The organism is Pseudomonas sp. TE36184, from assembly GCF_054060055.1.
Genome location: NZ_JBSSCU010000001.1, coordinates 1,695,453 through 1,720,635, shown reverse-complemented (window position 1 = coordinate 1,720,635; position 25,183 = coordinate 1,695,453). Strand labels below are relative to the sequence as shown.

The following is a 25,183-nucleotide window of genomic DNA, read 5'->3' as shown; positions in this document are numbered from 1 at the left end:
GTTCACTTACTGTTGTGTTCCGAACACCGCTGTCCAATAAATGCCTGCATCGCTCTTCGGGTCCATCGCGTAGGCGGCGCCCACTTCACGGAATTGCGGGTTCATCAGGTTGGCGCAATGGCCGGGGCTGGCGAGCCAGCCGTCCACCACTTTGCGCGGGGTGTCGAGGCCGGCCGCGATGTTTTCGCCGATGTTCTTCGCGCTGTACCCGGCCAGCTCGGCACGGTCGCCCGGGGTGCGGCCGTCGTGGTCCAGATGGTCGAAGAAATTGCCGTTGGCCATGTTGCGTGTGTGGCTGTTGGCGGCACTGGCCAAGGTGTCGTTCCACGACAGTGGCGTGGTCGCGGTGAACGCCTGGGGACCGCATTGGCGCGGTTGTGTGCGGGCGGCGTTGATCAGGTTCAGCAATTGCCTGCCTTCGGTCTGCCAATCGCCCAGGCCGCTGGACAGCAGCGGGCGGGCGAGCACGATGCGCCAGTCCTGGCCGCTGTTGCTCACGCCGATGTCGACGAATTGCGGGTCCAGCACCACGCGGCAGAAACTCTCGCGCACGGCTTTCATGGCCGCCTGGGCATCCTTGGGCCCGGACAGGCTGATTGCCTGCACGTTGACCATCGGGTACGCCGCGCGGGCCAGGGCCTGCTGCAAGTCGCCGACATTACTGGCCGGCAGCACCAGGCGTGTATCGCTGGCCAGCGGTGGCAGTTCCTGGGAACCTTGGTCGCCGCAGCGTTGCACCTGGCTGCGGTAAGCGTTGATCTGTTGCACCAACTGACTTTCTTCATTCGCCATCGCGCTGGCGCAGAACACCAGGCTGGCGGCCAGCGTCGTCAGACCCATCATCAATGACAGCACGCGCATGGACGTTACCCTTGAACTTGAAAGTGCCCATGATGCGCGATGTAGGGGCGTCCATGCACCCGTTGGTCCGAACTTTTTTCCTCGGGTTTTGAATGCCGGATGTTCACGGCCCTGGTCATACAAGGCAAACGCCACCACCCGCCGCGCCGGCATGGTGAGGCTGATCAACCCGCCATGAGCGAGGATATTCGGCTCACGCCAGCTGACGCGCGGGCTGCCGCCGCCATGCCATGGCGCTGGCGAGCAGGATCAAAGCGAATGCCGCGGTAAAGGTTGCGTGCAGACCGTCAGCCACGGATTGTGGCGTGGCGTGGGTGACATCGGGAGTGGTCCAGGCAAACATCGCGCCCAATGCCGACGCACCGAAAATCAGCCCCAGGTTGCGTGACAGGTTCAGCAGGCCTGAGATCGTGCCTCGGCGTGCCGCATCGGCTTCGCTCATCACCGCAGTGTTGTTGGCGGCCTGGAACAGGCTGTAGCCCGCCGTCAGCGTAATCAGTGAGGCAAGATAAGTGACCAGCCCGGACGCCAGGCACAGCGACAGGGCGCCACTGCCGCAGACAGCCAGCCCCACGAGTGTCATGACGTGGCTGCCAAAGCGTTCGCTCAGACGACCGGCCGGAATGCCGGTGAGCGCCGCGACACCAGGGCCGACGGCCATTGCCAGGCCCATCCCGGCCGGATCGAGCCCAAGCCCTCGGGACAAGTAGAACGGCCCGACGACAAAGGTGGCCATGATCACCGCCGACACCAACGCACTCATCACCAGGCCGGCGCGCAACGAGGTCGACTGCAATAAGCGCCAAACGCCACCGCCGCCGACCAGTGGCGCGGGTGGCTGATCCACCGGCAAGTAGCGCCAGGCGAGGGCGGCCGCGAGCAAGCCCAGCGGCATCCCCACCAGAAACAGCGCGCGCCAGCCCCACACACTGAGCAACAGGCCGCCCACGCCGGGGCCCATGGCGGTACCGACGGCTGACATCGTGCCGAGCAAGCCCATGACACGCGCAATGCGCGCTTGGGGGACGGTGTCGCCGACCATCGCTAACGTCATCGCCATCATGATCGCCGCGCCCAAACCTTGCAGGCTGCGCGCTGCAATCAGCCACCGCAGGCCAGACGCGACACCGCATAGCCCGCCGGCCAAGGCGAACAGCAGCAAGCCAGCGATCAACAGCCGCCGTCGCCCCAGCCGATCGCCCAGGCGCCCGGCATTGACGATGACTGCCGTGATCGCCAGCAGGTAGGTGAGCACCACCCATTGCGTCGCGTGAAAGGATGCATTGAAGGCCTGCGCGAGGCTGGGCAGGCCGACATTGGCGATGCTGGTGCCAAGGGCGGCCAGCAACATGGACAGGCACAGGCTGACAAGACCGCCACGGGAAGAGGTATGCATGGAAGATTCCTTGAATGAACGTAACTGTCGCAAATCTACGGCGTGACCTAACATGGCGGAAGACGCATGAGTTGCACTAAATACCTGCATATGACGCCTGCCATGGAGCGCTGATGCCCGATCTCAATTTACTGATCACCCTGGATGTATTGCTCGCCGAAGGCAGTGTCGCCCGTGCGGCCAAGCGCCTGCGGTTGAGCCCTTCGGCCATGAGCCGGGCGTTGGCGCGCTTGCGTGCGACCACCGGCGACCCGCTGCTGGTCCGCGCTGGCCGTGGCCTGGTGCCGACGCCCCGGGCGTTGGCACTGCGCGAACAGGTCAGCCAACTGGTACAGGGCGCCCAGGCGGTGTTGCGCCCGGCACAGGCGCTGGAGATGGCCCACGTGGTCCGCACCTTCACCCTGCGAACCAGCGAGGAGTTTGTCGAAGGCTTCGGTTCGGCGTTGCTCGCCCGTCTCGCCGAGGACGCCCCCGGCGTGCGCCTGCGCTTCGTCAGCAAGACCGACAAGGACACTGCGCAACTGCGCGAAGGCCGCGTCGACCTGGACATCGGCGTGGTCGACCCCACGGCCAGCCCTGAAGTGCTGACCCAGGCGCTGTTTCGCGATCGCTTGATCGGCGTGGTGCGCAGCGGCCATCCCCTGAGCCAAGGCGAGATCAGCGCTGCACGGTTTGCCGAGGGCCGACACCTTTACGTATCGCGGCGCGGCCAGGACCGCGGCCAGATCGACGACGTCCTCGAAGCCCAGGGCCTGACGCGGCAGATCGGCAGCATCGTCGCGAGTTTTTCCAGCGCCATCGCCCTGGCACGCAACACCGACCTGATTGCCTCGGTGCCCGAGCGCTATACCCCAGACCGGCGCGACCTGTTCTGTTTTGCGCTGCCGGTGGCGTTACCCGCGTTTACCGTGGCAATGCTCTGGCACCCACGGTTGGACGCCGATCTGGCCCATCGTTGGTTGCGCGGGTGTTTGCGCGAGGTGTGCGGACGATGACAGTGCGGCCCGTCCCCGGGGCGATGTGCATGCGAGCCGCCAGGCGTGCAGAGCGTGGCGGGTATGCCTATCGATCCCGAACCTGCTGCAACAGGTACAATCCCATCTGCCTTGACGCGAAACTCCAGGAATTTGCATGTTCAGCCTTACCCGCTACACCACGCCGTGCCCCGAACCGATCAACAGCCAGATCCTGCAGATGGTGGTCGACAACCTCACCGACATCAGCAGCGTCGCGCTGCCGCCGAGTAACCTGCTCTACAACATTTACCAATATGCCATCGGCTTTGAGGTGCATTTGTACCTGCAGGCGCTGGACGGGTCGAAGGGGATCGCGGTCGAACTGATCGTCGCGACGTCTGCGCAAGACCCGGAAAAAGTCATTGGGTTTTTGCTGTACTTGCCGGTCAAGGACGACCCAGAAGCCTGCGGTGTGGCGTTCATGGCCGTACAGGCAGGCAGCCGGCGCCAGGGCGTGGCGCGGGGCATGATGCAAGAGGTGCTGGCACGTTACCCTCACGCCGAACTGGCCTGCGCCGTGGACAAAGTGCCGGCCTTCGCGGCGATGGGCTTTCAGGTGCGCGGCGCGCGCGGCACGCAGGTGCTGATGAACACCCGCGCCTACGCCACCGATGGCTTGATGGGCGTGCTGGATGTGGCCGCTATCTATAGCTCATTGGAAGTGCGGCAGATTCATACCTACCTGCTGCAAAAACATGGCAAGCGCGCCATGGTGGATGCCGAGAAGCAACGCGACCGGCACCTGGATCAACTGGCGCACAAGGTCCGCTTGTTTGTGCAGGGGCGAGGCTGAAAAACGCCTCTCAACGGGCGCTGTGCGCCCCGCGATTGACCATTGCCAGAATGCTCGCCAGCAACTCCTGTTGCGCCTCTTCACGGCTGAGCTCACCGCTGGCCGCCGCATGAGACAAGGCCTCCGCCGCCCCGAGCATGGCCCGCAGCCCCGCCTGGGACACGCTGCCGCCCGGCGCGAAGGGGGCCATGACGTCGCGGCACTTATCGAGAAAGAGTGCTTCGTACTTGCGCTTGAGGCTTTCCAACTCCGGCGAGCTGCTCAGCGCCGCGATCACCCCCGGAATTTCCCGGCCCTGCAACAACACGCAGTCGACATAGGATGAGGCGATCACCCACGCGCGATCTTCCAGGGTCGGGCTGCTGGCTTCGAGGGCGTCGGCAAGCACCTGATTCTGGCGCCCATCGAAATCCTCATACAACGCCGCCAGCAACCCCGCGCGGGTAACGAAATGGTCATAGACCACCGGCTTGGTCACGCCCGCTCGTTCCGCCAGGTGGCCGAGGGTCAGGGCTTCGGTGCCTTCTTCACGCACCAGTTGCCAGGCCACGTCCAACAATTGGCGCAGACGATCTTCACGCGACAGGCGACGACGTGGGGCAGGGGATTCACTGCTTGACATGCTTATATACCAAAAGTAACTTACCAAAGGTAACTTAAGCCCAGCATAAACCCAATGGGAGTCACTGTCATGCACGCACTGATCGTTGTAGCTCATCACGACCCGCAATCCCTCACCCACAGCCTCGCCGCGCAAGTCGCCGCCGGGCTGAGCGCGTCTGGCCATACGTTCGAAATCGCCGACCTTGCCGCCGAAGGCTTCGACCCGCGCTACAACGCTGCCGACCAGCGCGTACATCGCACCCGCGCCGAACCGCCGGCTGACGTCGCCGCCGAACAAGCCCGCATCGACCGCGCCGACGCCCTGGTCTTGGTGTTCCCCATTTACTGGTGGTCGCTGCCAGGCCTGCTCAAGGGGTGGATCGACCGCGTGTTCGTCAACGGCTGGGCGATCGACTACGGCCCCGACACTCCGGTGGTGAAGAAACTGCGGCACTTGCAGGTTCACCTGCTGGCCCTCGGTGCTGCAGATCAAAGCGCGTTTGAGCGCCATGGTTATGCCAAGGCCATGCACACGCAGATCGATTACGGGATCTTCGATTACTGTGGCGCGCAGGTGCTGACGTCAGCGTTGCTGCTGGAGTCGGAAAGCGGCCAGGTGCAGGTGCATCTGGATCACGCCAAGGCAGTGGGCCAGGGTCTGTTCGAAACCGAGACGGTCGCCGGATGATTTCGTTGCGAGCAGGGAACCAGAAACCGTTCGACGACCAATCAAGGCGTTCACAATCACTGGAGATTTGATAATGACTTCAATTTCTGCTGCATCTGGATCCGCACCGATTGCTCCTCCCATTGACACATCCCAGGGAAAACCCACGCAAGATCAAGTGAGACAAGAGCAGGAAAACAATGCGAACGAAGACAGTCCGTTTCCAAATCTATCGAATGGCGACCTGCAAAACTTGACCTTTGACCAACACAATACGCTCGATAAATATCCCAATATGAACTTTCAGCAAGTGGTGGATGCACATGGGAAAGAGTTTCCAAATATATCGCCTAGAGAAGTTCAAGATTTGAACTCCGAGCAAGTGGACAGGCTTATCAAGTATCCCACTATGACTTACCGGGACGTGCTTAATGGGCATGGCGTGAAAGGCGGCGATAATTTCATCTGGTAACTACGTTAGTTGCGGCACGCCTCAGGCCTGGAGCCGCAGCTTGGTGCCGATGCACTGAAAGGACCGACTAGAGTCCAAGCAGGTCATGTGCATCCAGCAGCCGGTAGGCAATCTCCGGTCGTTTCTCCAGGCCTCGGCGAATCGCCGCCGGGATCGATTGCCGGGTCTTGCGGCACAGGCCGGGCAGTTCGTCGATGACGATCTGAATCCCGCGCATGCTCTTGACCTCGGTGTGCCCCGGCGCGACCTGCACGCGGATACCCAATAGCGCGTACATGCGCTGCTGCATGTGTTCGAGGTCTTGCAGGCTTTGCAGGTCTTCCAGGCGTTCGATCAGGCGTTTTTCTTCCTGTCGCGTCAGGTTGAGGATGCGCAGGTCGGCGCCTGGGGTTTGCAGCAGCTGTTCGCGGTCACAGACACAGGCGCCGGGCGGGGCAGGGTTGGCGAATGTTCATGATCAAGCCCTCCCCATCTCGACGTCGCGGACTCAGTAGCGCAGGGCGACACCCAGGCTGCCCAGTGCCTTCCAGTAGTCAGGATAGGTCTTGGCCACGCAGTCCGGGTCCTGAATACGAATACCCGAGACCTTCAGCCCGGCCAGGGCGAAACACATGGCGATGCGGTGGTCGGCGTGGGTGTCGATCAGTGCAGTGCAGGCCGTGCCTGCCAGTGCCGGATCGCTGGCCACCAGCAGGTCATCGCCTTCGATGCGGGCCAGGCCTGGGCGGATCTGGTTGAGGCCGTCGTGCAGCGCCTGCACGCGATCACATTCCTTGACCCGCAGGTTGGCCAGTTCGGTGAAGCGCACCGGGCTGTTGTTGAATGCGGCCAGTACGGCAAGCGTCGGGATCGCGTCCTGCATTTGCGAACCCACCACTGTGGCCTGCATGTTCGGGAACTGCGCGATCAGCGCCTGGGCCTTGGCGTCCGGCTGGGTAAAGTCGTGTGCGGCGACGCCGATATCGATGTGCCCGCCGGTCAGCACTTCAGCCGCCCACAGGTAGGTGGCGGCGGAGGCGTCCGGTTCGATCAGGTAGTCATGGGCGGTGTAGCCGCTGGGAGCGACGCGCCAGGTGGTGTCGTCGACCACCTCGACCTGCGCGCCGAATGCACGCATGCAGTCGAGGGTCAGGTCCACATAGCCGCGGGCGCCGATGTCCTTGCCGGTCAGCGCCACTTCAATCGGCGCTGCGCCGCAGGCCGCGAGCATCAGCAAGGCCGATACATATTGGCTGGACAGACCACCGTCGATCTCAAAGCGCTTGGCCTGGACCTTGCCCACGCCATGCACGGTAACCGGCGGGCAACCGGTCGGGCTGTCGACCTGGATGCCGTTCTGGCCGAGGGTGGCGAGCAGCGGGCCGATCGGGCGTTTGCGCATGTAGTCGTCGCCGTCCAGCACCACGGTGCCTTGCACGGTGGCGACGGCGGCGGTGAGAAAACGCATCGCGGTGCCGGCATTGCCGAGGAACAGCGGCTGCGCAGGCAATTGCAGCTGGCCTTGGCCCGTGACCACGAAGGTGGTGTCGTCCGGCTCGTCGATGATCACGCCCATCTGGCGCAGGGCCACCGACATGTGCCGGGTGTCATCGCTCTTCAACGCGCCGCTGAGGCGGCTGGTGCCCTTGGCCAGGGCGGCGAGCAACAGCGCGCGGTTGGTAATGGATTTGGAGCCGGGGGGCGCGACCTTGCCATTGAGGGGGAAAGTGGGCGGTGTAACGGTCACGGTTTTCTGCGAACTCAAGGTACAAGGCTCCTGATTCAAGGCAAGGTGGCACGGAGTGGCCGACGGGCGGACCCGAATAATCGGGCATAGACGTCACGCTTGTCGAGGCTTAGCGCTGGGCGAGCGAGTAATCATGCAGCGCCCGCGCCGCCGGTTCGATCTCGCTGACGCGCTGCTGATGCGCCTGTACATCGAGGTCCGCCGGCAGTTCGAAGTTGTCCTGTTCGGCGCACCAGGAGATTTTCTCCAGCAGTGCGGCCTGTTCGGCAGGCAGTTCAGGCCAGTTGCCGATAGCGGCGCCACGGATATAGCCAAAGCACCATTCCTCGGCGAGGGTCAGGGTCTGGCCCTGATGCTCCGTGTCGTCGAAGCGCGCCCGGAAACCTTTGGCGTCGGTGGCCAGTTGGGCGGCGCGGGCGTTCATGTGGCGAACGCACAGTTCGAGGAACTGCTTGGCTTCTTCGGCACTTTCCCACTGCGGGTTCTGCCCGCCCCAGATCGCCGGGAACCACTCGGCGATATCGACCGGTGCCGGGCTGGACACCAGTGCGCAGAAGTAACCATCGAGTTCGGCGAGGTTCAGCACCGAGTGGTCGTCACCGTACTTGAGCAGGGTTTCTTCGATCAGGTCGAAATCGGCGGGGGCCAGAGGTTGGGTGAGCATGGGGCGTATCCTTTAAACGTCGAGCGCCGCTGCGGCAGCGGCTTAAAGCGCGAAGGATGGCGCCTGAGGCGGTTTTTATCCAGCCTTTTCCAAGGCCGACGGCCCGTCCCGGATGAATTTTAGCAGTCCCGTTTTTGGCTGATGCGCCGTGGCTCACCCTTGTTATAGTTCGGCTCTTATTACTCGCCAGTCAGGGATCACTGCCATGTCCGAATACCAAGCCTTCGTCGTCGAGCTCATTGGCAGCGTTGCCCATGTGCAGATCAACCGCCCGGAAAAGATCAACGCCATGAACGCGGCGTTCTGGACCGAGATCATCGATATCTTCCGCTGGGTCGACGACACCGACGCCGTGCGCGCCGTGGTGCTCAGCGGTGCCGGCAAACATTTTTCGTCCGGCATCGACCTGATGATGCTGGCCTCGGTGGCCAATGATTTTGGCAAGGACGTGGGCCGTAATGCACGCCTGTTGCGGCGCAAGATCCTCGAACTGCAAGCCTCGTTCAACGCCGTCGACACCTGCCGCAAGCCGGTGTTGGCCGCGATCCAGGGCTACTGCATCGGCGGTGCCATCGACCTGATCAGCGCCTGCGACATGCGTTACGCCGCCGAGGACGCGCAGTTTTCCATCAAGGAAATCGACATCGGCATGGCGGCCGACGTCGGCACCCTGCAGCGCCTGCCGCGCATCATCGGTGATGGCATGCTGCGCGAGCTGGCCTACACCGGTCGCCAGTTCGGCGCCGAGGAAGCGCGCAGCATCGGCCTGGTCAATCGCGTGTATCCCGATCAGGAAAACCTGTTGGCCGGCGTACTGGACATCGCCCGGGAAATCGCCGCCAAATCGCCGATTGCCGTGACCGGCACCAAGGCCATGATCAGCTACATGCGTGACCATACAGTCAATGACGGTCTGGAATACGTTGCCACCTGGAACGCGGCTATGTTGCAATCCAACGACTTGCGCGTGGCCATCGCGGCCCATATGAGCAAGCAGAAACCCGAATTCGTGGATTGACTGATATGACCCCAGGCTGGATTACCACCACACTGCTGGACAACCAAACCCCCGGCGGCTGGGCCGTCGCGCGCAGCCGCGAGGGTTTTTTACACGACACCAATGGCGCGCTGTTCCCGCGGGAATGGCTCAAGCGCCAGGACCTGGCGGTGTTCGCCGAACACGGTATCGGCCATCTTGACGGCGAGCCGGTGTACCTGCTCGAACTCAATGCCGCCAGCGACGTGCCCGGATGCAGTTGGCAAGGCCTGCGCGGCTTCATGCTGCAAGGCGATCACCGGCTGTACAAAGTGCTGGCCTATGCCGCGCAGATCGGCACCTGGGCGCGGGAACACCGTTTTTGTGGCAGTTGCGGCCAGGCCATGGTCCAGGTGCCTCGGGAGCGGGCGATGTTCTGCGAGGCTTGTGACCTGCGCAGCTACCCGCGCATCTCGCCGAGCATGATTGTGCTGGTGACCCGTGGCGACGAGATCCTGCTGGCGCGGTCGCCGCGCTTTGTCCCCGGGGTCTACAGCACGCTGGCGGGGGTTTGCCGAGCCGGGTGAGTCGGCCGAAGACTGCCTGATCCGCGAAGTTCACGAAGAAGTGCAGCTGGAAGTCCGCAATATCCAGTACGTGGGCAGCCAGTGCTGGCCGTTTCCCCATTCGATGATGCTGGGCTTCCATGCCGAGTACGCCGGTGGCGATATCGTGCCCCAGGCCGATGAGATCGAGGACGCGCAGTGGTTCAACATCCACGACTTGCCGCCGTTGCCGGCGTCACGCTCGATTGCGCGTTACCTGATCGACCTCTACGTGGCCCGCCGCTTAGGCCACGCTGAACCAGTGCTGCCAGGCTAGGCGCACCGTCAGGCCGAGGACCACGGTGATAAACACCGGGCGAATGAATTTGGCGCCGCCGCTGATTGCGCTGCGTGCGCCAAAGAACGCGCCCACCATCACCGACACGCCCATGGCCAGCCCGACGATCCAGTCCACCGAACCGTTGATGATAAACACCGACAGCGCCGCCGCGTTGCTGACGAAGTTCATGCTGCGCGCCACGCCGCTGGCTTTGACCAGGTCGATGGGGTGCAGCAGCATCGTGCTCACCGTCCAGAACGCGCCGGTGCCGGGGCCAGCCACGCCGTCGTAGAAGCCCAGGCCGAAGCCTTGGGTGGCCTGCCATTTCTTCTTGATCGGTGCGTCGCCCTCCAGCGGCGCCTTGGGCGTGCCGCCGAACAACAGGTACAGGCCACAACCGAAGACGATCACCGGGAGCATCTTGTTCAGGGTTTCGGCGGGCAGGTAGTGGGCGACGATGGCGCCGGCCAGGGCGCCGATAAACGTACCGACGATGGCATGTACCCACTGGCGCGGGTGAAACAGCTTGCGTCGGTAAAAGGTGAAACTGGCGGTGGCCGAGCCGAAGGTGGAGCTGAGTTTGTTGGTGCCCAGTACCAAATGGGGCGGCATGCCGGCGGTGAGCAGGGCCGGGGTGGTGAGCAAGCCGCCACCGCCGGCGATGGCGTCGATGAAGCCGGCGATGAACGCAACGACGGCCAGGATGGCGAGGGTAGTGAGGTCTACGCTGAGTTCGAAGGGCATGGGCAGGGCTTATGGTTGGCAGGGCGCTATGCGAAAGGCGGCCATCTTACCTGCCCGATGTACGCAAATCCAAATGTGGGAGGGCGCAAGCCTCCTCCCACATTCAAACGGTGCCGGCCTGGCTATTTGTGGGTGCCCAGCCACTCCAGCGCGGTGCGCCAGATGCAGATCCCGAGGAAGTACGCCGACATCAGCGACCACAACCCAAACGTCCACGGGTTGGTGTTCGGGTAATCCACCACCATCAAGAAGCTGCACAGCAACCAGAGCGTGGTCACCGCGATGTTGATCGGCATGAACCGCTTGACCCGGAACGGGTGCAGGAACTTCATCGGCGTCACGGTCAGCAGCGCCAGGCCAATCACCGTGAGCAACGTCACCCACGCGTCGGGCTGGATGATATACACGCAGAGGGCCACCACGTTCCAGGCGGCGGGGAAGCCGACGAAGTAGTTGTCCTTGCTTTTCATGTTCACGTTGCAGAAGCAGAACAGCGACGACACCAGGATCACCGACACCGTGAACAGGTGGGTAAAGTCCGGCAGGTCGATATAGCGGTAGATAAACAGTGCCGGGATAAACACATAGGTCAGGTAATCGATCACCAGGTCCAGCACCGAGCCGTCAAAGCTGGGCAGTACCGTGCTGACATTCACGCGGCGGGCCAGGGAACCGTCGACGCCATCGACCACCAGTGCCAGGCCCAGCCACAGCAGGCACGCCTTGGGTGAGTTCTCCAGCAAGGCCAGCGTGGCCAGGAAGGCCAACACCACTCCGGTGGCAGTGAAGCCGTGGGCGCCCCAGGCTTTCAGTCTGGCTACATGCAGGGTCGATATCACGGGCGGTTCTCCAAAGGGTGAAACGGGGCAGCCGACGCTGTGGCAGCGTCGAGTCTGGCCAGGGGATGCAGGTATCGACCGGGAAGGGGAGGATAAGGTTCACCACCCCGGTGATTGCTTAGCGTAGCAAGCGTCGGACGTTTCGGCATCAGCCTTGGCGGAACACCAAGGCTTTCAAGCCGCTTTGCCGATCGATATCCGGGAATTCCGGCGGGTTTTCCAGCCGCTCGACAAAGCGCAGGCCCGGTGCTTCGCGGGTCACGCCGTCGATCAGGAAGTCCTCGCCGAACGCCGGGTCATTCATGCACGCCAGCACCGTGCCTTGTGGCGTGAGCAAATCCGGCAGGCGGCGCAGCACGCGCTGGTAATCCTTGGTCAGCAGGAAACTGCCTTTCTGGAAGGACGGCGGGTCGATAATCACCAGGTCATAGGGGCCGCTGTGGATGACCTTGGCCCAGGACTTGAACAAGTCGTGGCCAAGAAAGGTAACGCGGCTCAGGTCATGCCCATTCAGGCGATGGTTGTCGCGACCCCGGCTCAGAGCGCCGCGGGCCATGTCCAGGTTCACCACATGCTCGGCGCCGCCTTCGATGGCCGCCACGGAAAACCCGCAGGTGTAGGCGAACAGGTTGAGTACCCGCAGCCCCTTGGCCTGTTCGCGCACCCAGTTGCGGCCGTAGCGCATGTCGAGAAACAGCCCGCTGTTCTGTTTTTTACCGAGGTCGATCAGGTAGCGCAGGCTGCCTTCGGTAATCGTCAGCTCATCGATCGCATCGCCCACCAGCCATTCGGTGGTGCTTTGCGGCAGGTATCGGTGCTGCAGGGCTACCGTGTGGGCGCCGGACTGCGCCCATTCGAACTGAACCAGCAGCTGTTTCAGCGCGTCGAGGTGCGCCGCCTCCGGCTCCTTGAACAGCGCGACCAGCACCACGCCCTGCAGCCAGTCCACGGTCAGTTGCTCCAGGCCCGGCCAGCAACGGCCGCGCCCGTGGAACAGGCGCCGGGTTTCGGTCGGTGGCGTGGCCAGGGCGGTCAGCAGGTGGGCGTGCAGTGTGGCGAGGGCGTCGGGGTTCATCGTTGAGCGTCGTTCGTTGAGCGGGCGGCATTTTAAACACAATGGCGAGGTTTCGGGGGGTTAGAGCACAACGTGCTGGGAAACGTCTGATTGGCAGCGATTCATGCTCAAAATACGCTTTGGTACGCCTGACATCAGGCAAAAAATCCTCAGTCATCGACATAAACTGGAAAAAAAGCCTGGAGGTGCCCATGAACGGTTTTGCGAGCGCAGTGAATCACACCACAACGGATCAGCTCGCCGGTGATCAAATCGAGCAGGACGAGTGGCGCGACGCCCTGGCCTCGCTGGTGGCCAACGCCGGCCCCGCGCGGGCGCGGCAGATCCTCGACGTACTGGCCCGTGAAGGCGGCGCCCCGCACATCGACTGGAAACCCCGTCACGGCACTCCGTATATCAATAGCATCAGCGTCGAGCAGCAGCCGGCGTTTCCCGGCGACCTGGCCACCGAAGAGCGCCTGGCCTCGCTGGTGCGCTGGAACGCCCTGGCCATGGTGGTGCGCGCCAACCAGGCGTATGGCGAACTCGGCGGTCATATCGCCAGCTACGCCAGCGCGGCGGATTTGTTCGAAGTGGGCTTCAATCACTTTTTCCGTGCCCGCCACGAGGGCTTTGGCGGCGACCTGGTGTTCTACCAGCCGCATTCCGCGCCGGGCATTTATGCGCGGGCGTTCCTGGAGGGGCGCCTGAGCGAGCAGGACCTGGCGCACTACCGGCAGGAAATCGGCGGGGCCAAGGTCGGCGCGCGCGGTTTGTCGAGTTACCCGCACCCGTGGTTGATGCCGGACTTCTGGCAATTTCCCACCGGCTCCATGGGCATCGGCCCGATCAGCTCGATTTTCCAGGCGCGCTTTATGCGCTACCTGCAGCACCGCGGCTTGCAGGACACCACCGAGCGCCACGTCTGGGGCGTATTCGGCGACGGCGAAATGGACGAGCCGGAAAGCATGTCGGCCCTGACCCTGGCCGCCCGCGAAGGCCTGGACAACCTGACCTGGGTGGTCAACTGCAACCTGCAACGCCTCGACGGCCCGGTGCGTGGCAATGGGCGGATCATCGATGAGCTGGAGGCGTTGTTCGGCGGCGCCGGCTGGAACGTGATCAAGCTGGTGTGGGGCTCGGACTGGGACGCCTTGCTCGCCAAAGACAGCGACGGCGCCCTGGTCAATACGCTGTCGCAGACCGTGGACGGGCAGTTCCAGACCTTCGCCGCCAAGGACGGCGCCTACAACCGCGAGCACTTCTTCGGCCAGAGCGCGTCCCTGGCCAAGCTGGTCGAGGGCATGAGCGACGAACAGATCGACCGCCTCAAGCGCGGCGGCCACGACATGGTCAAGATCCACGCCGCCTACCACGCGGCGCGGCGGGTCAAGGGCAAGCCCACGGTGATCCTGGCCCAGACCAAAAAAGGCTTCGGCATGGGCGAAGCCGGGCAGGGCAAGATGACCACCCACCAGCAGAAGAAACTCGATCGCGAGGCGCTGATCGCCTTCCGCAATCGTTTCCAGTTGCCGCTGACGGATGAGCAGACCGAGTCGTTGAGTTTCTTCAAACCGGCCGCTGACAGCCTGGAGTTGCGCTATCTGCATCAACGGCGCAACGCCCTGGGCGGCTATGTGCCCAGTCGCTGCCAGGCCGCCGCGCCGGTCAGTGTGCCGCCTCTGGCCGGTTACGCCGGCTTCGCCACGGCTGCCGCGGGTAAGGAAATGTCCACCACCATGGCCTTCGTGCGTATGCTCACCAACCTGCTCAAGGACAAGCACCTGGGGCCACGCATCGTGCCGATCGTCGCCGACGAGGCGCGTACCTTCGGCATGGCCAACCTGTTCAAGCAGATCGGCATCTACTCCAGCGTCGGCCAACGCTACGAGCCGGAAGATATCGGCTCGATCCTCAGCTACCGCGAAGCCACCGACGGGCAGATCCTCGAAGAGGGCATCAGCGAAGCCAGCGCCATCAGCTCCTGGGTCGCGGCGGCCACCAGCTATTCGGTGCATGGCCTGCGCATGTTGCCGTTCTACATCTATTACTCGATGTTCGGCTTTCAGCGCGTGGGCGACCTGATCTGGGCCGCCGCCGACCAGCGCGCCCGTGGCTTCCTGCTGGGCGCCACTGCCGGCCGCACCACCCTCGGCGGCGAGGGCCTGCAGCATCAGGACGGCAGCAGCCACCTGAGCGCCGCCAGCGTCCCCAACTGCCGTGCCTACGACCCGGCGTTCGCCGGGGAATTCGCAGTGATCCTCGACCACGGCATGCGCCAGATGCTGGAGCACGATGTCGACGAGTTCTACTACGTGACCCTGATGAACGAGAACTACCCGCAGCCGAGCCTGCCCGAGGGGGTGGAAGCGGCGATCATCAAAGGTATGTACCGCTTGCAGGGCGCGCCTGACGCCCAGGTGCGCCTGCTCGGTTCGGGTACGCTGGTGCGTGAAGCCCAGGCGGCTGCGCAGCTATTGGCGGACGATTGGCAGGTGGCGAGTGAGGTCTACAGCGTGACCAGCTTCAGCGAACTGGCACGGCAGGCGCGGGAGGTGGAGCGTTGGAATCGCTTGCATCCGCAGGCGATCCAGCGCGTCAGTCATGTGAATGATTGCTTGCCCAAGGGCGCCCCGGTGGTTGCGGTGTCGGACTACGTGCGGGCGGTGCCGCAGATGATTGCTTCGTATCTGGATTCCCCCTACACCGTGCTCGGCACCGACGGCTTCGGTCGCAGTGATACGCGGGCGGCGTTGCGGGATTTTTTTGAGGTGGATCGCCATCACCTCGTGCTGGCCGCGCTGACGGCATTGGCGGAGCAGGGCAGTCTGGCGCGCAAGGTGTGCCAGCAGGCGATTGAACGCTATGGCCTCCAGGCGGAGCGTGCAGCGTCCTGGACCTAAATGTGGGAGGGGGCTTGCCCCCGATTGCGCCGGGTCAGTGCGCCATAAGCTGACTGACACACTGCTATCGGGAGCAAGCCCCCTCCCACATTTAGAGCGTGGCGATCAGGGCTGGCCCAAAGGCCTCTTTCAAGAACACGGGGGCGATATACCGCTGGTAATGCGCCTCGGACAGCAGGAAAAACTCGCGATCAATTCCATCGCGCAAATCCGCCAGGCTGTGCTCGCGAAACTCCGGCAGCAACACCAGGCCATATGCATCCAGCCTGGTAATCACCCGCGCACCCCGGGCGATCAACTGGTAGGCCCAGCAGTACGGCGACTGGTGCGGCATAAAGCGAATCTTGCGGCTTTCCAGTTGCTGGCGCAGGCGCTGTGGGTCGAACACGTCCAGCTTGGAGGCCATCACCTGCACCAGCAGTTGCTCTAGGCGCAGCCACACCGCCTGTTTTTCCTCGGCGTTGTAGCCATTCCACTGGATGACTTCATGGTGATAACGCTTGCAGCCGCGGCAGACCAGATCACCGTAAACGGTGGAGCACAGGCCGACGCAGGGGGTCTTGATGGTTTGATTGGGCATAAAAAAACATCGACAGGTGAAACAACACGGCCCCTGAAGGGGCCGTTTTTTTCAATCAATCCCAGCTCAACGCACCGCCAGTCTGGTACTCGATCACACGGGTCTCAAAGAAATTCTTCTCTTTCTTCAAGTCCATGATCTCGCTCATCCATGGGAACGGGTTAGTCGTCCCTGGATACTCTTCCTTCAAACCGATCTGCGACAGACGACGGTTAGCGATGAACTTGAGGTAGTCCTCCATCATCGCCGCGTTCATGCCAAGTACACCGCGTGGCATGGTGTCGCGCGCGTATTCGATCTCCAGCTGGGTCCCTTGCAGGATCATCTGGGTCGCTTCTTCCTTCATCTCGGCGTCCCACAGGTGTGGGTTTTCGATTTTGATCTGGTTGATCACGTCGATGCCGAAGTTCAGGTGCATCGACTCGTCGCGCAGGATGTACTGGAACTGCTCGGCCACGCCGGTCATTTTGTTGCGGCGGCCCATGGAGAGGATCTGGGTGAAGCCGCAATAGAAGAAGATGCCTTCCAGTACGCAGTAGTAGGCCACCAGGTTGCGCAGCAGTTCTTTGTCGGTGTCGACGGTGCCGGTTTCGAATTTCGGGTCGGAGATGGAGCGCGTGTATTTCAGGCCCCAGGCGGCTTTTTTCGCGACCGATGGGATCTCGTGGTACATGTTGAAGATCTCGCCTTCATCCATGGCCAGCGATTCGATGCAGTACTGGTAGGCGTGGGTGTGGATCGCCTCTTCGAAGGCCTGGCGCAGGATGTACTGGCGGCACTCCGGGTTGGTGATCAGGCGGTACACGGCCAGGACCAGGTTGTTGGCGACCAGCGAGTCGGCGGTGGAGAAGAAGCCGAGGTTGCGCATGACGATGCGGCGTTCGTCGTCGGTCAGGCCTTCGGGGTTTTTCCACAGCGCGATGTCGGCGGTCATGTTGACCTCTTGCGGCATCCAGTGGTTGGCGCAGCCGTCGAGGTATTTCTGCCAGGCCCAGTCGTACTTGAAGGGCACGAGCTGGTTGAGGTCGGCGCGGCAGTTGATCATGCGCTTTTCGTCGACAGCGACGCGGGCGGAGGCGCCTTCGAGCTCGGCGAGGCCTTCGGCGATGTCGAGTTTGTCGAGGGCAGCCTTGGCGCGGATGATCGCGGCGGAGTCGTTGGCGGTGACGGCGCGGGCTTCGATGGCGGCAGCGGCGCCGGCACCGTCGAGGCGGTCCATGTTGGCTTCGGTGGCGTGGCCGGCGTTGGCGCCTCTGATCACCGCTGCACCGGTGTCTTCGTTGTCGACTTCATCCCAACTCAGCATTGAAATACTCCTTCCTGGTCTGTGCTGACGGTGTGTGAACCCGTCCAAAAATAAGTGATTTGCAGGCTTCAAGGCATTGAAATACTGCGCATAGTGTGGTCAGCGTTTTACGAGTTCGCACACTATGTAGTGGTTGTTTGTTGGTGTGGGCACACTATATGGGGTGTGATCAGCATGGTCAACGGACAACGTGTGCGGTTTTAGGTCGCTGCCAGGCACACCTGTGGTGGCAAAGCCTGGGTTCACTGGCCTTTGATGCCCGTATGAACGCCCCGTTGAAAAGAACGTGGTGTCTCGTCGCGATATTAATTAGAATTAATATCATTTGAGACTCAATCGCGCTGCGCAGGTTGCTTGCCATGAATGATGCTGTTGTCCCTTCGCACGCCGCCGAACCGACGTTGTCGAGCCTGTATCGCGACCATCGCAGTTGGTTGGAAAGCTGGCTGCGGCGGCGCCTGGGCAATGCCTGGGATGCGGCTGACCTGAGCCAGGACACTTTCGTGCGGGTGCTCGCCAGTGCCCAGCCGCTCGCGCAGATGCAGGAACCGCGGGCCTATCTGGTGACGGTGGGCAAGCGCCTGCTGGTCAATTTTCATCAGCGCCGCAGCCTTGAGCAGGCTTATCTGACGGCTCTTGGCAACCTGCCGCCAGCCTGCGTGCCATCTCCCGAGCAGCGCTGGCTGGTGTTGGAAACCCTGCAAGCCCTGGATGAATTGCTCGACGGCTTGCCTGCACTGGTGCGCCGGGCGTTTCTTTGGAGTCAGCTGGAGGGCCTGGGCTATCGAGAGATTGCCGAGCGGCTTGAGGTGTCGGAGCGCACGGTGAAGCGTTACATGGCGCAAGCCTATGAACATTGCCTGCTGGTGGACCTGTGAACCGTGAGGTTGCGCGAGCGGCCGCGCAATGGCTGGCGCTGCTGGAATCGGGGGCGGCCACTGAACGCGATCATGCCGCGTTGCAGCACTGGCGCGACAGTCATCCGCAGCACGAACACACCTGGCAGAAAGCCCAGGCCCTGCGCCAGCGCTTCAGCGCGCTGCCCCAGGCGTTGGCGATGGCCAGCCTCGACCGCCCGCAAGTGGGGCGGCGGGCGTTGCTCAAGCGTGCGTTGGGCGTGGCGGCGCTGGTGCCGACGGCCTGGTTGATCAGTCGCCAGTTACCTATAGATAGTTGGCGCGCCGACCTGCACACCGCCACCGGCGAGCGCAGACGCCTGCCGTTGGCCGAGGGCGGCAGCCTGCAACTGAACACCGCCACGGCCGTGGATGTGGACCCGGCGCAACGATGCATCACGCTGGTGGACGGCGAACTGGCGCTGAACGTGCCGGGCGCACACGCGATGACGCTACGCACGCGCTACGGCGAGGTGCGGGTCAGTCAGGCCGAGGTGTGCGTGCGCCAACTGGCCGCCGGCTGCCGGGTGTCGGTGCTCAAGGGCCGCGTGCAGGTGCGCGACGTGAACGGGCAACTGGCGACGTTGCAGGACGGCCAGCAAGCGCCATTGAGCGCCGGCGGGCTCGGTGCGCGGGTGCCGTTCGATGTGTTGCAACTGGGCTGGCGCGACGGCGTGCTGACCGCACAGAACCAGGCGCTGGGGGATTTTCTGCGTGAGCTGGCGCGCTATCGCCCAGGCGTGTTGCGCTGGGCGCCGAACCTGGAGACGTTGCGGGTGACGGGCAGTTTTCGCCTGGATGACACCGACCGCATCCTCAGCCTGCTGGCCTCGAGTCTAGGGTTCGAGGTGCAGGCGCGGACGCGGTATTGGGTCACACTCACTTGAAGACACTGGCGATCAAAAATGTGGCAGTTGTTTTGTTTCGTTTCGACGGAAGGTTTCAGACACTGGGGCCCAGCAGGCTGACGGCTTCGCGTGGTTGCAAGGCCGGCCCACGCATGTTTACGTGGTTTCGAGCGGAGAAGGCTGTAGCGGGGAGGGCAAGCTGTTGATCGACTGTTGGCGGTGAAACAGTCTTGATATACCCTTATGGAATAAACAAATAGTTATATATTCCTTTTAATGTTTTTGTGGGTGGCGCACTTTGAGGCTCTGCACATTCGTGCAGATCGACCTAACAGCCAAAAGGAAAGCCGACATGACCATTAAAGCGATCAACGTGCGTAATCAGTTCAAGGGCGTGATCAAGGAGATTCTGCTGGGGGAAGTGGTGTCGGAAATCGACGTGCAGACCGCGTCCGGCATCGTTACTTCAGTGATCACTACGCGCTCGGTGCGTGACCTGGAGTTGAAGGTGGGCAGTGAAGTGATTGCCTTTGTGAAATCGACTGAAGTTTCCATCGCCAAACTCTAAAGACTTGCGTAATTCACTGTAGGCGCCCGCTTGCCGGCGATGGCGGCGCTGTTGACGCCGAGGCTCTGGTCGCCGGCGTTATGGCTGGCAACTACGCCGCAGAGGGACTCGAAGTCCTGGCTGAGTCGAGCCTGTCGGAGTATTCAAAGGGTGCATGGTTTTTATGAGCGTTGGTGCAGGGTATAAAATAAGATAAATGCCTGGAACTTAGTGAGGGGGCGCTGCAGGTAGTCAAACAGTTTGGGAGTGTCGTTGTGGGTTTCGACCTTCTTACTGTTGGCGCTGTTTTTGAGCCGCGTATGGAGCTGCGTACCGATCTTGGGTGGAAGGGGGCAAGGGCATTGGTCGCGCGTATTCTTTAGTGTTTGAGTTTCAGGCGTTCAGTCGAAATATATTGTTATCAAACGATAATGACGGTAAACAGATAAGTCTGACAGTTGAATGCTTTTTGCTTTGCTAGTGTTTTCCGATCAAGGCATTCATCTATACAGGGAAGTTAAGTCGATAATATCATACTAACGACCCCCTATAAAGAAGATGGAGCGGACAAAGTAGCCCGATACGCGGGGCACGTCGTTAACTTCAAGACGAATACGATCTCGATAAAAACCCAGGAATCGAATACGGAAGGGGTGAAGAAAATCGCGCATTTCCAATCTTTTTCCAATGTGACTACGGTTGAACGACTGCAAAGTTTTATCCAGGGTGATGATGAGAACCATATGTTCACGCTCAACGGTCAACTCTGGCTGGCGTGTTTCGCCCACCGGTGATTTATCCGTTGATACGAGCGGCGATATGCCGTGGAATAGCCGCGCACTTGTCTTCAATAATGCCTTTTCCAGCGATACGGAGGATGATCGGGCACGACCAATGTTCATCACCAACGACGGTGTGACTATGGTGATAAATGCGCCACGCCAAGCGGGCTCATCCATCCGGACTGTGCAGGTGAGCAGCGTGAAGGTTGAAACTGGTCATCCTCAAACCTGACGCACGCCCAAGGGTGGGTCAACACCATCGAACGACTGGCCCCGGGAAGGAGCCAGTCAGTTTTAACGGGTGAGCAAGCTGCGCTCCATCCGCTGCAGACCCTCTTCCAGCAACGCCCGCGGGCAGCCGAAGTTCAGGCGCACGAACTGCTGGCAGTCATCGCCGAATTCGATCCCCGCGCTCAAACCGACCTTGGCCTGTTCCAGGAAGAACTGTTGCGGGTCGTCCAGGCCCAGGGCGCTGCAATCCAGCCACGCCAGAAAGGTGCCTTGAGGCGCATGCATGACCACGCCGGGCAGGCGGCTTTTTACCGCGTCGAGCAGGTAGTCGCGGTTGGCCTGCAGGTACTGCAGCAACGCCTCGAGCCAGTCGCTGCATTGGCTGTAGGCCGCGCGGGTGGCTTCCAGGCCCAGGGGGCTGACGCTGTCGACCATGCCGCAACGCGCCTGGTTGAAGCGCTCGCGCATCTCGGCGTTTTGCACTACGGCAAAACAGGTCTTCAGGCCGGCCACGTTGTAGGCCTTGCTCGCGGACATCAGCGTGATGGTGCGCTGGGCGATTTCCGGGCTGAGGCTGGCGGTGGGGATGTGGCGACGGCCGTCGAAGCACAGCTCGGCGTGGATTTCATCGCTGATGATCAGCGCGCCCTGTTCCAGGCAGGCATTGGCCACTGCGAGCAGTTCTTCGCGGGGGAAGACTTTGCCCACCGGGTTGTGCGGGTTGCTCAGCAATAATGCGCCGGCCCCTGTCAGCGCCTGGCGCAGCAGCGGCATCGGCGTGATGTACTGCGCGTTGACCAGCTTGAACGGCACTTCGATGCGCGGCAGGTTCCAGTTTCCGGGCGCCAGGCGAATCGGCCGATAGTTGGGGGTTTGCAGCACCACCGCTTGGCCGGGCTGCACGAAGGCATGCAGCGCCATATTGAAACCGGGTTCTACCCCAGGCAGAAACAGCAGCTCGTCCGGCTGCACGCGCCAGGCGTATTTGGCCCACAGGTCGGCAACGATGGCCGCGCGCACGTCCGGGCCGGCCACGCTGTAGCCGAGAATCTGCTGGTCGAGGCGCTGGTGCAGGGCTTGAAGCACGGCGGGTGGCGCGGCGATGTCCATGTCGGCGATCCACATCGGCAACACGTCGGGCGGGTAACGGTTCCACTTGGTGCTGCCGGTGCCGAGGCGGGGGTGGATCGTGTCGAAATCAAAGCTCATGGGGAGGCTCGTGTCGGAGAGTCAGGTGAAGAATGGCGCCGATTCTAGCGCCATTGGCCGTCGAGGCCAGCGCTGAATCGTTCCGTGACCGACAGGTTCTGTCATAAAAACGCCACTGCGCTGGGGATTGCATCCAAGTCGGGCTATTTTGGTGCATCTCAATAACCCGAGTAGCCAAGGATGAAATACCAACCCTTCAGCCGTACTTTGATTGCCACTGCGCTGGTGTTGACGGTCAGCGGCGTGCAAGCCGCCTCCCAGGCCCCGGTGGCCGGTGAAAATGGCATGGTGGTAACGGCCCAGCATCTGGCCACGCATGTCGGCGTGGATGTGCTCAAGGCCGGCGGCAACGCGGTGGATGCCGCCGTGGCCGTGGGCTACGCGTTGGCAGTGGTGTACCCGGCGGCGGGTAACCTGGGCGGCGGCGGCTTCATGACAGTGCAACTGGCCGACGGGCGCAAGACCTTCCTCGACTTCCGCGAAAAAGCCCCGCTGGCCGCCACCGCCGATATGTACCTGGACAAGGCCGGCAACGTCGTCGAAGGCCTGAGCGCCAAGGGCCACCTGGCCGTCGGCGTCCCCGGTACCGTGTCCGGCATGGAACTGGCCCTGAGCAAATACGGCACCCTCAAGCGCGCCCAGGTGATTGCCCCGGCGATCAAACTGGCGGAAAACGGCTTCGCGCTGGAGCAGGGCGATATCGACCTGCTGCACACCGCCACCGGCGAGTTCGAAAAAGACAAGGACCTGCGCGCAATCTTCCTGCACAACGGCCAGCCGTTGCAGGTCGGCCAGAAGCTGGTGCAGAAAGACCTGGCCAAGACCCTCAAGGAAATCTCCGCCAAGGGCAGCGACGGTTTCTATAAAGGCTGGGTCGCCAAGGCGTTGGTGGATTCCAGCCAGGCCGGCAAGGGCATCATCACCCAGGCCGACCTCGACAAGTACAAGACCCGTGAACTGGCGCCCATCGAGTGCGACTACCGGGGCTACCACGTGGTCTCGGCACCGCCGCCGAGCTCCGGTGGCGTGGTGATCTGCCAGATCATGAACATCCTTGAAGGCTACCCGATGGCCGACCTGGGCTACCACTCGGCCCAGGGCCTGCATTACCAGATTGAAGCCATGCGCCACGCGTATGTGGACCGCAACAGCTACCTCGGCGATCCGGACTTCGTCAAGAACCCGATCGAACACCTGCTGGACAAAAACTACGCCACGAAACTGCGTGACGCGATCGAACCGAACAAGGCCGGCGACTCCCAGGCGATCAAACCGGGCGTAGCGCCCCATGAAGGCAACAACACCACCCACTATTCCATCGTCGACAAGTGGGGCAACGCGGTCTCGGTGACCTACACCCTCAATGACTGGTTCGGTGCCGGTGTGATGGCGAGCAAGACCGGGGTGATTCTCAACGATGAAATGGACGATTTCACCGTCAAGGTCGGCGTGCCGAACATGTACGGCCTGGTCCAGGGTGAAGCCAACGCCATCGCACCAGGCAAGGCGCCGCTGTCGTCGATGAGCCCGACCATCGTGACCAAGGATGGCAAGGCGGTGATGGTGGTCGGCACGCCGGGCGGCAGTCGCATCATTACCGCGACCTTGCTGACCATCCTCAATGTCATCGACTACAAAATGAACATTCAAGAGGCCGTGGACGCGCCGCGTTTCCACCAGCAGTGGATGCCGGACACCACCAACCTCGAGACCTTCGCGGTCAGCCCGGATACGCAGAAAATCCTTGAGAGCTGGGGCCACAAGTTTGCCGGGCCACAGGATGCCAACCACTTGGCGGCGATCCTGGTGGGCGCGCCATCCCTGGACGGCAAGCCGGTCGGCAACAACCGTTTCTATGGGGCCAACGACCCGCGTCGCAATACCGGCCTGTCCCTGGGCTACTAAGCGCGGCAACTCACTGTAGGAGCGAGCTTGCTCGCGAAGAGCGTCAACGATAACGCGGGCATTCTGGATTAACGCGGTGTTCTTGCGTTTTTCGCGAGCAAGCTCGCTCCTACAGTATCTGTTTGACGGCTGCGAAGGCTTTGGCGCGGCGTTCTTCCCAATTTCCCCTGATCACCACCAGGGCCTGGCGATGCTGCTGCATCCAATCCAGGCTGTGCTGGAAAAACGCCTGGCGGTCGGCCAGTTCCGGCTGGCAACGCTGGCCGTCGGCGGTCCATTCCACGTCGTCGGGGGACAGCAGCAGGTGCAGGTCGTAGTGGCGGGCCAGCAGTTCGTCGTCAAGCCATGTCGGATAGTCGCCGAACAGGGTCTGGCTCCAGAGTCTGTTGGTCAGCAGGTGCGTGTCGAGGATCAACAGAGCAGGGCGCTCGGCGCGGGCGGCATCTTCCCAGGCCAGTTGTCCGCGGGCGATGGCCGGGATGTCGGCCAGCGTGGTGTCGTGCTGATGGTGGTCGATGAAGTGCCGCACGTACTCGCCCACCATCAGCCCGCCGAACTGCGTTTGCAACTGCGCGGCCAACCAGCTTTTACCGCTGGATTCGGGGCCGGCCAGGACCACTACCTTCATGCGCGCAACGCCGGGTCGGCACGCCATTCGCGCCAGCCTTGCACGGCGATCGCGGTGAACAGCGCATAGAGCGCGGCGGTGAGGTAGAGGCCTTTATAGAGGAACAGCCCGACGAAAATTACATCCACGGCAATCCACAATGGCCAGCACTGCACGCGCTTTTGCGCCATCCACATCTGCGCCACCAGGCTGAAACCGGTGAGGGCGGCGTCGAGCCAGGGTTGGGCGGCGTCGGTCCAGTGAGCCATGGCGGCGCCGAGCAACAGGCTGCCGACCGCGCCGATAGCCAGGCTGGTAAGGATCGCGGACCAGCCCAGGCTGGTGACTTGGCGACCTGGCTTGATGTCCCCGGCGCGTCGGGTCCACTGCCACCAGCCGTAGACTTGCAGGGCGGCGTAGACCACCTGCAACAGCATGTCGGAATAGAGTTTCACGTCGTAGAACACCCAGGTGTAGAGCAGCACCATCACCAGGCCGATGGGCCAGCACCAGGGGTTTTGTTTGACCGTCAGCCAGACAGCGATCACCCCCAGCGCGGCGGCGAACAGTTCAAGCCCGGACATGGTGGTTCCTTGGGAGAGAGGGAAAGGGCGGGGATTGTAACCAATCTTCAAAACACAGGAAGGCAAATGTGGGAGGGAGCAAGCCCCCT

General features: G+C 62.4%; 24 protein-coding genes and 2 pseudogenes. 11 read left to right on the top strand and 15 right to left on the bottom strand.

What is annotated here, in order from left to right; translation table 11 throughout:
• Positions 1-6: 6 nt before the first annotated feature.
• Entirely contained in the window at positions 7-861 is an 855-nt protein-coding gene (locus ACVWZP_RS07570) for a CAP domain-containing protein (RefSeq protein WP_017848452.1), read from the bottom strand.
• A 193-nt stretch (positions 862-1,054) separates the two neighbouring features.
• Positions 1,055-2,257 carry an MFS transporter gene (locus ACVWZP_RS07565; RefSeq protein WP_057005259.1) on the bottom strand — a complete coding sequence of 401 codons (1,203 nt, stop codon included), beginning with the start codon at positions 2,255-2,257 and terminating at the stop codon, positions 1,055-1,057.
• Between the two features lie 113 nt (positions 2,258-2,370).
• On the opposite strand from ACVWZP_RS07565, the gene ACVWZP_RS07560 reads away from it, so the two are divergent.
• Both ACVWZP_RS07560 and ACVWZP_RS07555 read left to right on the top strand, forming a co-directional pair.
• On the top strand, positions 2,371-3,252 hold the full coding sequence (locus ACVWZP_RS07560; protein WP_017848454.1) for a LysR family transcriptional regulator: 882 nt from the start codon (positions 2,371-2,373) through the stop codon (positions 3,250-3,252).
• A 136-nt stretch (positions 3,253-3,388) separates the two neighbouring features.
• Positions 3,389-4,066 (top strand): GNAT family N-acetyltransferase, encoded by a 678-nt coding sequence (locus tag ACVWZP_RS07555; RefSeq protein ID WP_046383207.1) that lies wholly within the window; start codon positions 3,389-3,391, stop codon positions 4,064-4,066.
• 10 nt (positions 4,067-4,076) lie between these two features.
• Here ACVWZP_RS07555 and ACVWZP_RS07550 read toward each other — a convergent pair whose 3' ends face one another.
• Entirely contained in the window at positions 4,077-4,688 is a 612-nt protein-coding gene (locus ACVWZP_RS07550) for a TetR/AcrR family transcriptional regulator (RefSeq protein WP_046383208.1), read from the bottom strand.
• Positions 4,689-4,757: 69 nt separating this feature from the next.
• On the opposite strand from ACVWZP_RS07550, the gene ACVWZP_RS07545 reads away from it, so the two are divergent.
• Entirely contained in the window at positions 4,758-5,357 is a 600-nt protein-coding gene (locus ACVWZP_RS07545; protein WP_017848457.1) for an NAD(P)H-dependent oxidoreductase, read from the top strand.
• A 73-nt stretch (positions 5,358-5,430) separates the two neighbouring features.
• The gene (locus ACVWZP_RS07540; RefSeq protein WP_102618714.1) at positions 5,431-5,808 is read left to right on the top strand and encodes a hypothetical protein; all 378 of its coding nucleotides are present in this window, start codon (positions 5,431-5,433) and stop codon (positions 5,806-5,808) included.
• Positions 5,809-5,875: 67 nt separating this feature from the next.
• Here ACVWZP_RS07540 and ACVWZP_RS07535 read toward each other — a convergent pair.
• The 3 genes and pseudogenes from ACVWZP_RS07535 to ACVWZP_RS07525 form a co-directional block, all read right to left on the bottom strand.
• Positions 5,876-6,263: pseudogene (locus tag ACVWZP_RS07535) on the bottom strand (hypothetical protein).
• A gap of 32 nt (positions 6,264-6,295) precedes the next feature.
• Positions 6,296-7,552: a 3-phosphoshikimate 1-carboxyvinyltransferase gene (gene aroA, locus ACVWZP_RS07530; RefSeq protein WP_017848460.1), complete on the bottom strand. Its 1,257-nt coding sequence runs from the start codon at positions 7,550-7,552 to the stop codon at positions 6,296-6,298.
• 91 nt (positions 7,553-7,643) lie between these two features.
• A complete protein-coding gene (locus ACVWZP_RS07525; RefSeq protein ID WP_017848461.1) occupies positions 7,644-8,198 on the bottom strand; it encodes a UPF0149 family protein in 555 nt (184 codons plus the stop codon).
• Positions 8,199-8,403: 205 nt separating this feature from the next.
• Between ACVWZP_RS07525 and ACVWZP_RS07520 the strand changes: the two genes are divergently transcribed.
• Positions 8,404-9,216 carry a crotonase/enoyl-CoA hydratase family protein gene (locus tag ACVWZP_RS07520; RefSeq protein WP_457369621.1) on the top strand — a complete coding sequence of 271 codons (813 nt, stop codon included), beginning with the start codon at positions 8,404-8,406 and terminating at the stop codon, positions 9,214-9,216.
• Between the two features lie 5 nt (positions 9,217-9,221).
• A pseudogene (nudC, locus tag ACVWZP_RS07515) lies at positions 9,222-10,056 on the top strand (NAD(+) diphosphatase).
• Here nudC and ACVWZP_RS07510 read toward each other — a convergent pair.
• From ACVWZP_RS07510 to ACVWZP_RS07500, 3 genes are all read right to left on the bottom strand, one after another.
• Positions 10,024-10,803, bottom strand: a complete 780-nt coding sequence (locus ACVWZP_RS07510) for a TSUP family transporter (RefSeq protein ID WP_046383211.1) — start codon at positions 10,801-10,803, stop codon at positions 10,024-10,026. The pseudogene nudC and the gene ACVWZP_RS07510 overlap by 33 nt on opposite strands.
• A gap of 122 nt (positions 10,804-10,925) precedes the next feature.
• On the bottom strand, positions 10,926-11,642 hold the full coding sequence (gene pcsA, locus ACVWZP_RS07505) for a phosphatidylcholine synthase (RefSeq protein ID WP_017848465.1): 717 nt from the start codon (positions 11,640-11,642) through the stop codon (positions 10,926-10,928).
• A 148-nt stretch (positions 11,643-11,790) separates the two neighbouring features.
• On the bottom strand, positions 11,791-12,717 hold the full coding sequence (locus tag ACVWZP_RS07500) for a class I SAM-dependent methyltransferase (protein ID WP_457369620.1): 927 nt from the start codon (positions 12,715-12,717) through the stop codon (positions 11,791-11,793).
• Positions 12,718-12,908: 191 nt separating this feature from the next.
• Here ACVWZP_RS07500 and mdeB point away from each other — a divergent pair, with 191 nt between their 5' ends.
• Positions 12,909-15,599, top strand: a complete 2,691-nt coding sequence (gene mdeB / locus ACVWZP_RS07495) for an alpha-ketoglutarate dehydrogenase (RefSeq protein ID WP_457369619.1) — start codon at positions 12,909-12,911, stop codon at positions 15,597-15,599.
• Positions 15,600-15,690: 91 nt separating this feature from the next.
• Here mdeB and ACVWZP_RS07490 read toward each other — a convergent pair whose 3' ends face one another.
• Positions 15,691-16,179, bottom strand: a complete 489-nt coding sequence (locus tag ACVWZP_RS07490) for a DUF1289 domain-containing protein (RefSeq protein WP_017848468.1) — start codon at positions 16,177-16,179, stop codon at positions 15,691-15,693.
• A gap of 55 nt (positions 16,180-16,234) precedes the next feature.
• On the bottom strand, positions 16,235-17,485 hold the full coding sequence (locus ACVWZP_RS07485; RefSeq protein ID WP_079443666.1) for a ribonucleotide-diphosphate reductase subunit beta: 1,251 nt from the start codon (positions 17,483-17,485) through the stop codon (positions 16,235-16,237).
• Between the two features lie 359 nt (positions 17,486-17,844).
• On the opposite strand from ACVWZP_RS07485, the gene ACVWZP_RS07480 reads away from it, so the two are divergent.
• The 3 genes from ACVWZP_RS07480 (at position 17,845) to ACVWZP_RS07470 (ending at position 19,797) form a co-directional block, all read left to right on the top strand.
• Positions 17,845-18,363, top strand: a complete 519-nt coding sequence (locus tag ACVWZP_RS07480; RefSeq protein ID WP_017847246.1) for a sigma-70 family RNA polymerase sigma factor — start codon at positions 17,845-17,847, stop codon at positions 18,361-18,363.
• Positions 18,360-19,268, top strand: coding sequence for a FecR domain-containing protein (locus ACVWZP_RS07475; RefSeq protein ID WP_256822977.1), 909 nt, complete (start codon positions 18,360-18,362; stop codon positions 19,266-19,268). Before ACVWZP_RS07480 ends, ACVWZP_RS07475 begins: the two co-directional genes overlap by 4 nt.
• Before the next feature lie 313 nt (positions 19,269-19,581).
• A complete protein-coding gene (locus ACVWZP_RS07470; protein ID WP_003173733.1) occupies positions 19,582-19,797 on the top strand; it encodes a TOBE domain-containing protein in 216 nt (71 codons plus the stop codon).
• Positions 19,798-20,312: 515 nt separating this feature from the next.
• On the opposite strand, the gene ACVWZP_RS07465 is transcribed toward ACVWZP_RS07470, so the two are convergent.
• A complete protein-coding gene (locus ACVWZP_RS07465; RefSeq protein ID WP_457369618.1) occupies positions 20,313-20,735 on the bottom strand; it encodes a hypothetical protein in 423 nt (140 codons plus the stop codon).
• A 117-nt stretch (positions 20,736-20,852) separates the two neighbouring features.
• Positions 20,853-21,998: a MalY/PatB family protein gene (locus ACVWZP_RS07460; protein ID WP_457369617.1), complete on the bottom strand. Its 1,146-nt coding sequence runs from the start codon at positions 21,996-21,998 to the stop codon at positions 20,853-20,855.
• Positions 21,999-22,178: 180 nt separating this feature from the next.
• Here ACVWZP_RS07460 and ggt point away from each other — a divergent pair, with 180 nt between their 5' ends.
• Positions 22,179-23,903, top strand: coding sequence for a gamma-glutamyltransferase (gene ggt, locus ACVWZP_RS07455; protein WP_017847249.1), 1,725 nt, complete (start codon positions 22,179-22,181; stop codon positions 23,901-23,903).
• Positions 23,904-24,012: 109 nt separating this feature from the next.
• Here ggt and ACVWZP_RS07450 read toward each other — a convergent pair whose 3' ends face one another.
• Together ACVWZP_RS07450 and pnuC are read right to left on the bottom strand one after the other, a co-directional pair.
• The gene (locus ACVWZP_RS07450; RefSeq protein WP_457369616.1) at positions 24,013-24,531 is read right to left on the bottom strand and encodes an AAA family ATPase; all 519 of its coding nucleotides are present in this window, start codon (positions 24,529-24,531) and stop codon (positions 24,013-24,015) included.
• A complete protein-coding gene (gene pnuC / locus ACVWZP_RS07445; RefSeq protein WP_046383216.1) occupies positions 24,528-25,094 on the bottom strand; it encodes a nicotinamide riboside transporter PnuC in 567 nt (188 codons plus the stop codon). Before pnuC ends, ACVWZP_RS07450 begins: the two co-directional genes overlap by 4 nt.
• Positions 25,095-25,183 lie beyond the last annotated feature (89 nt).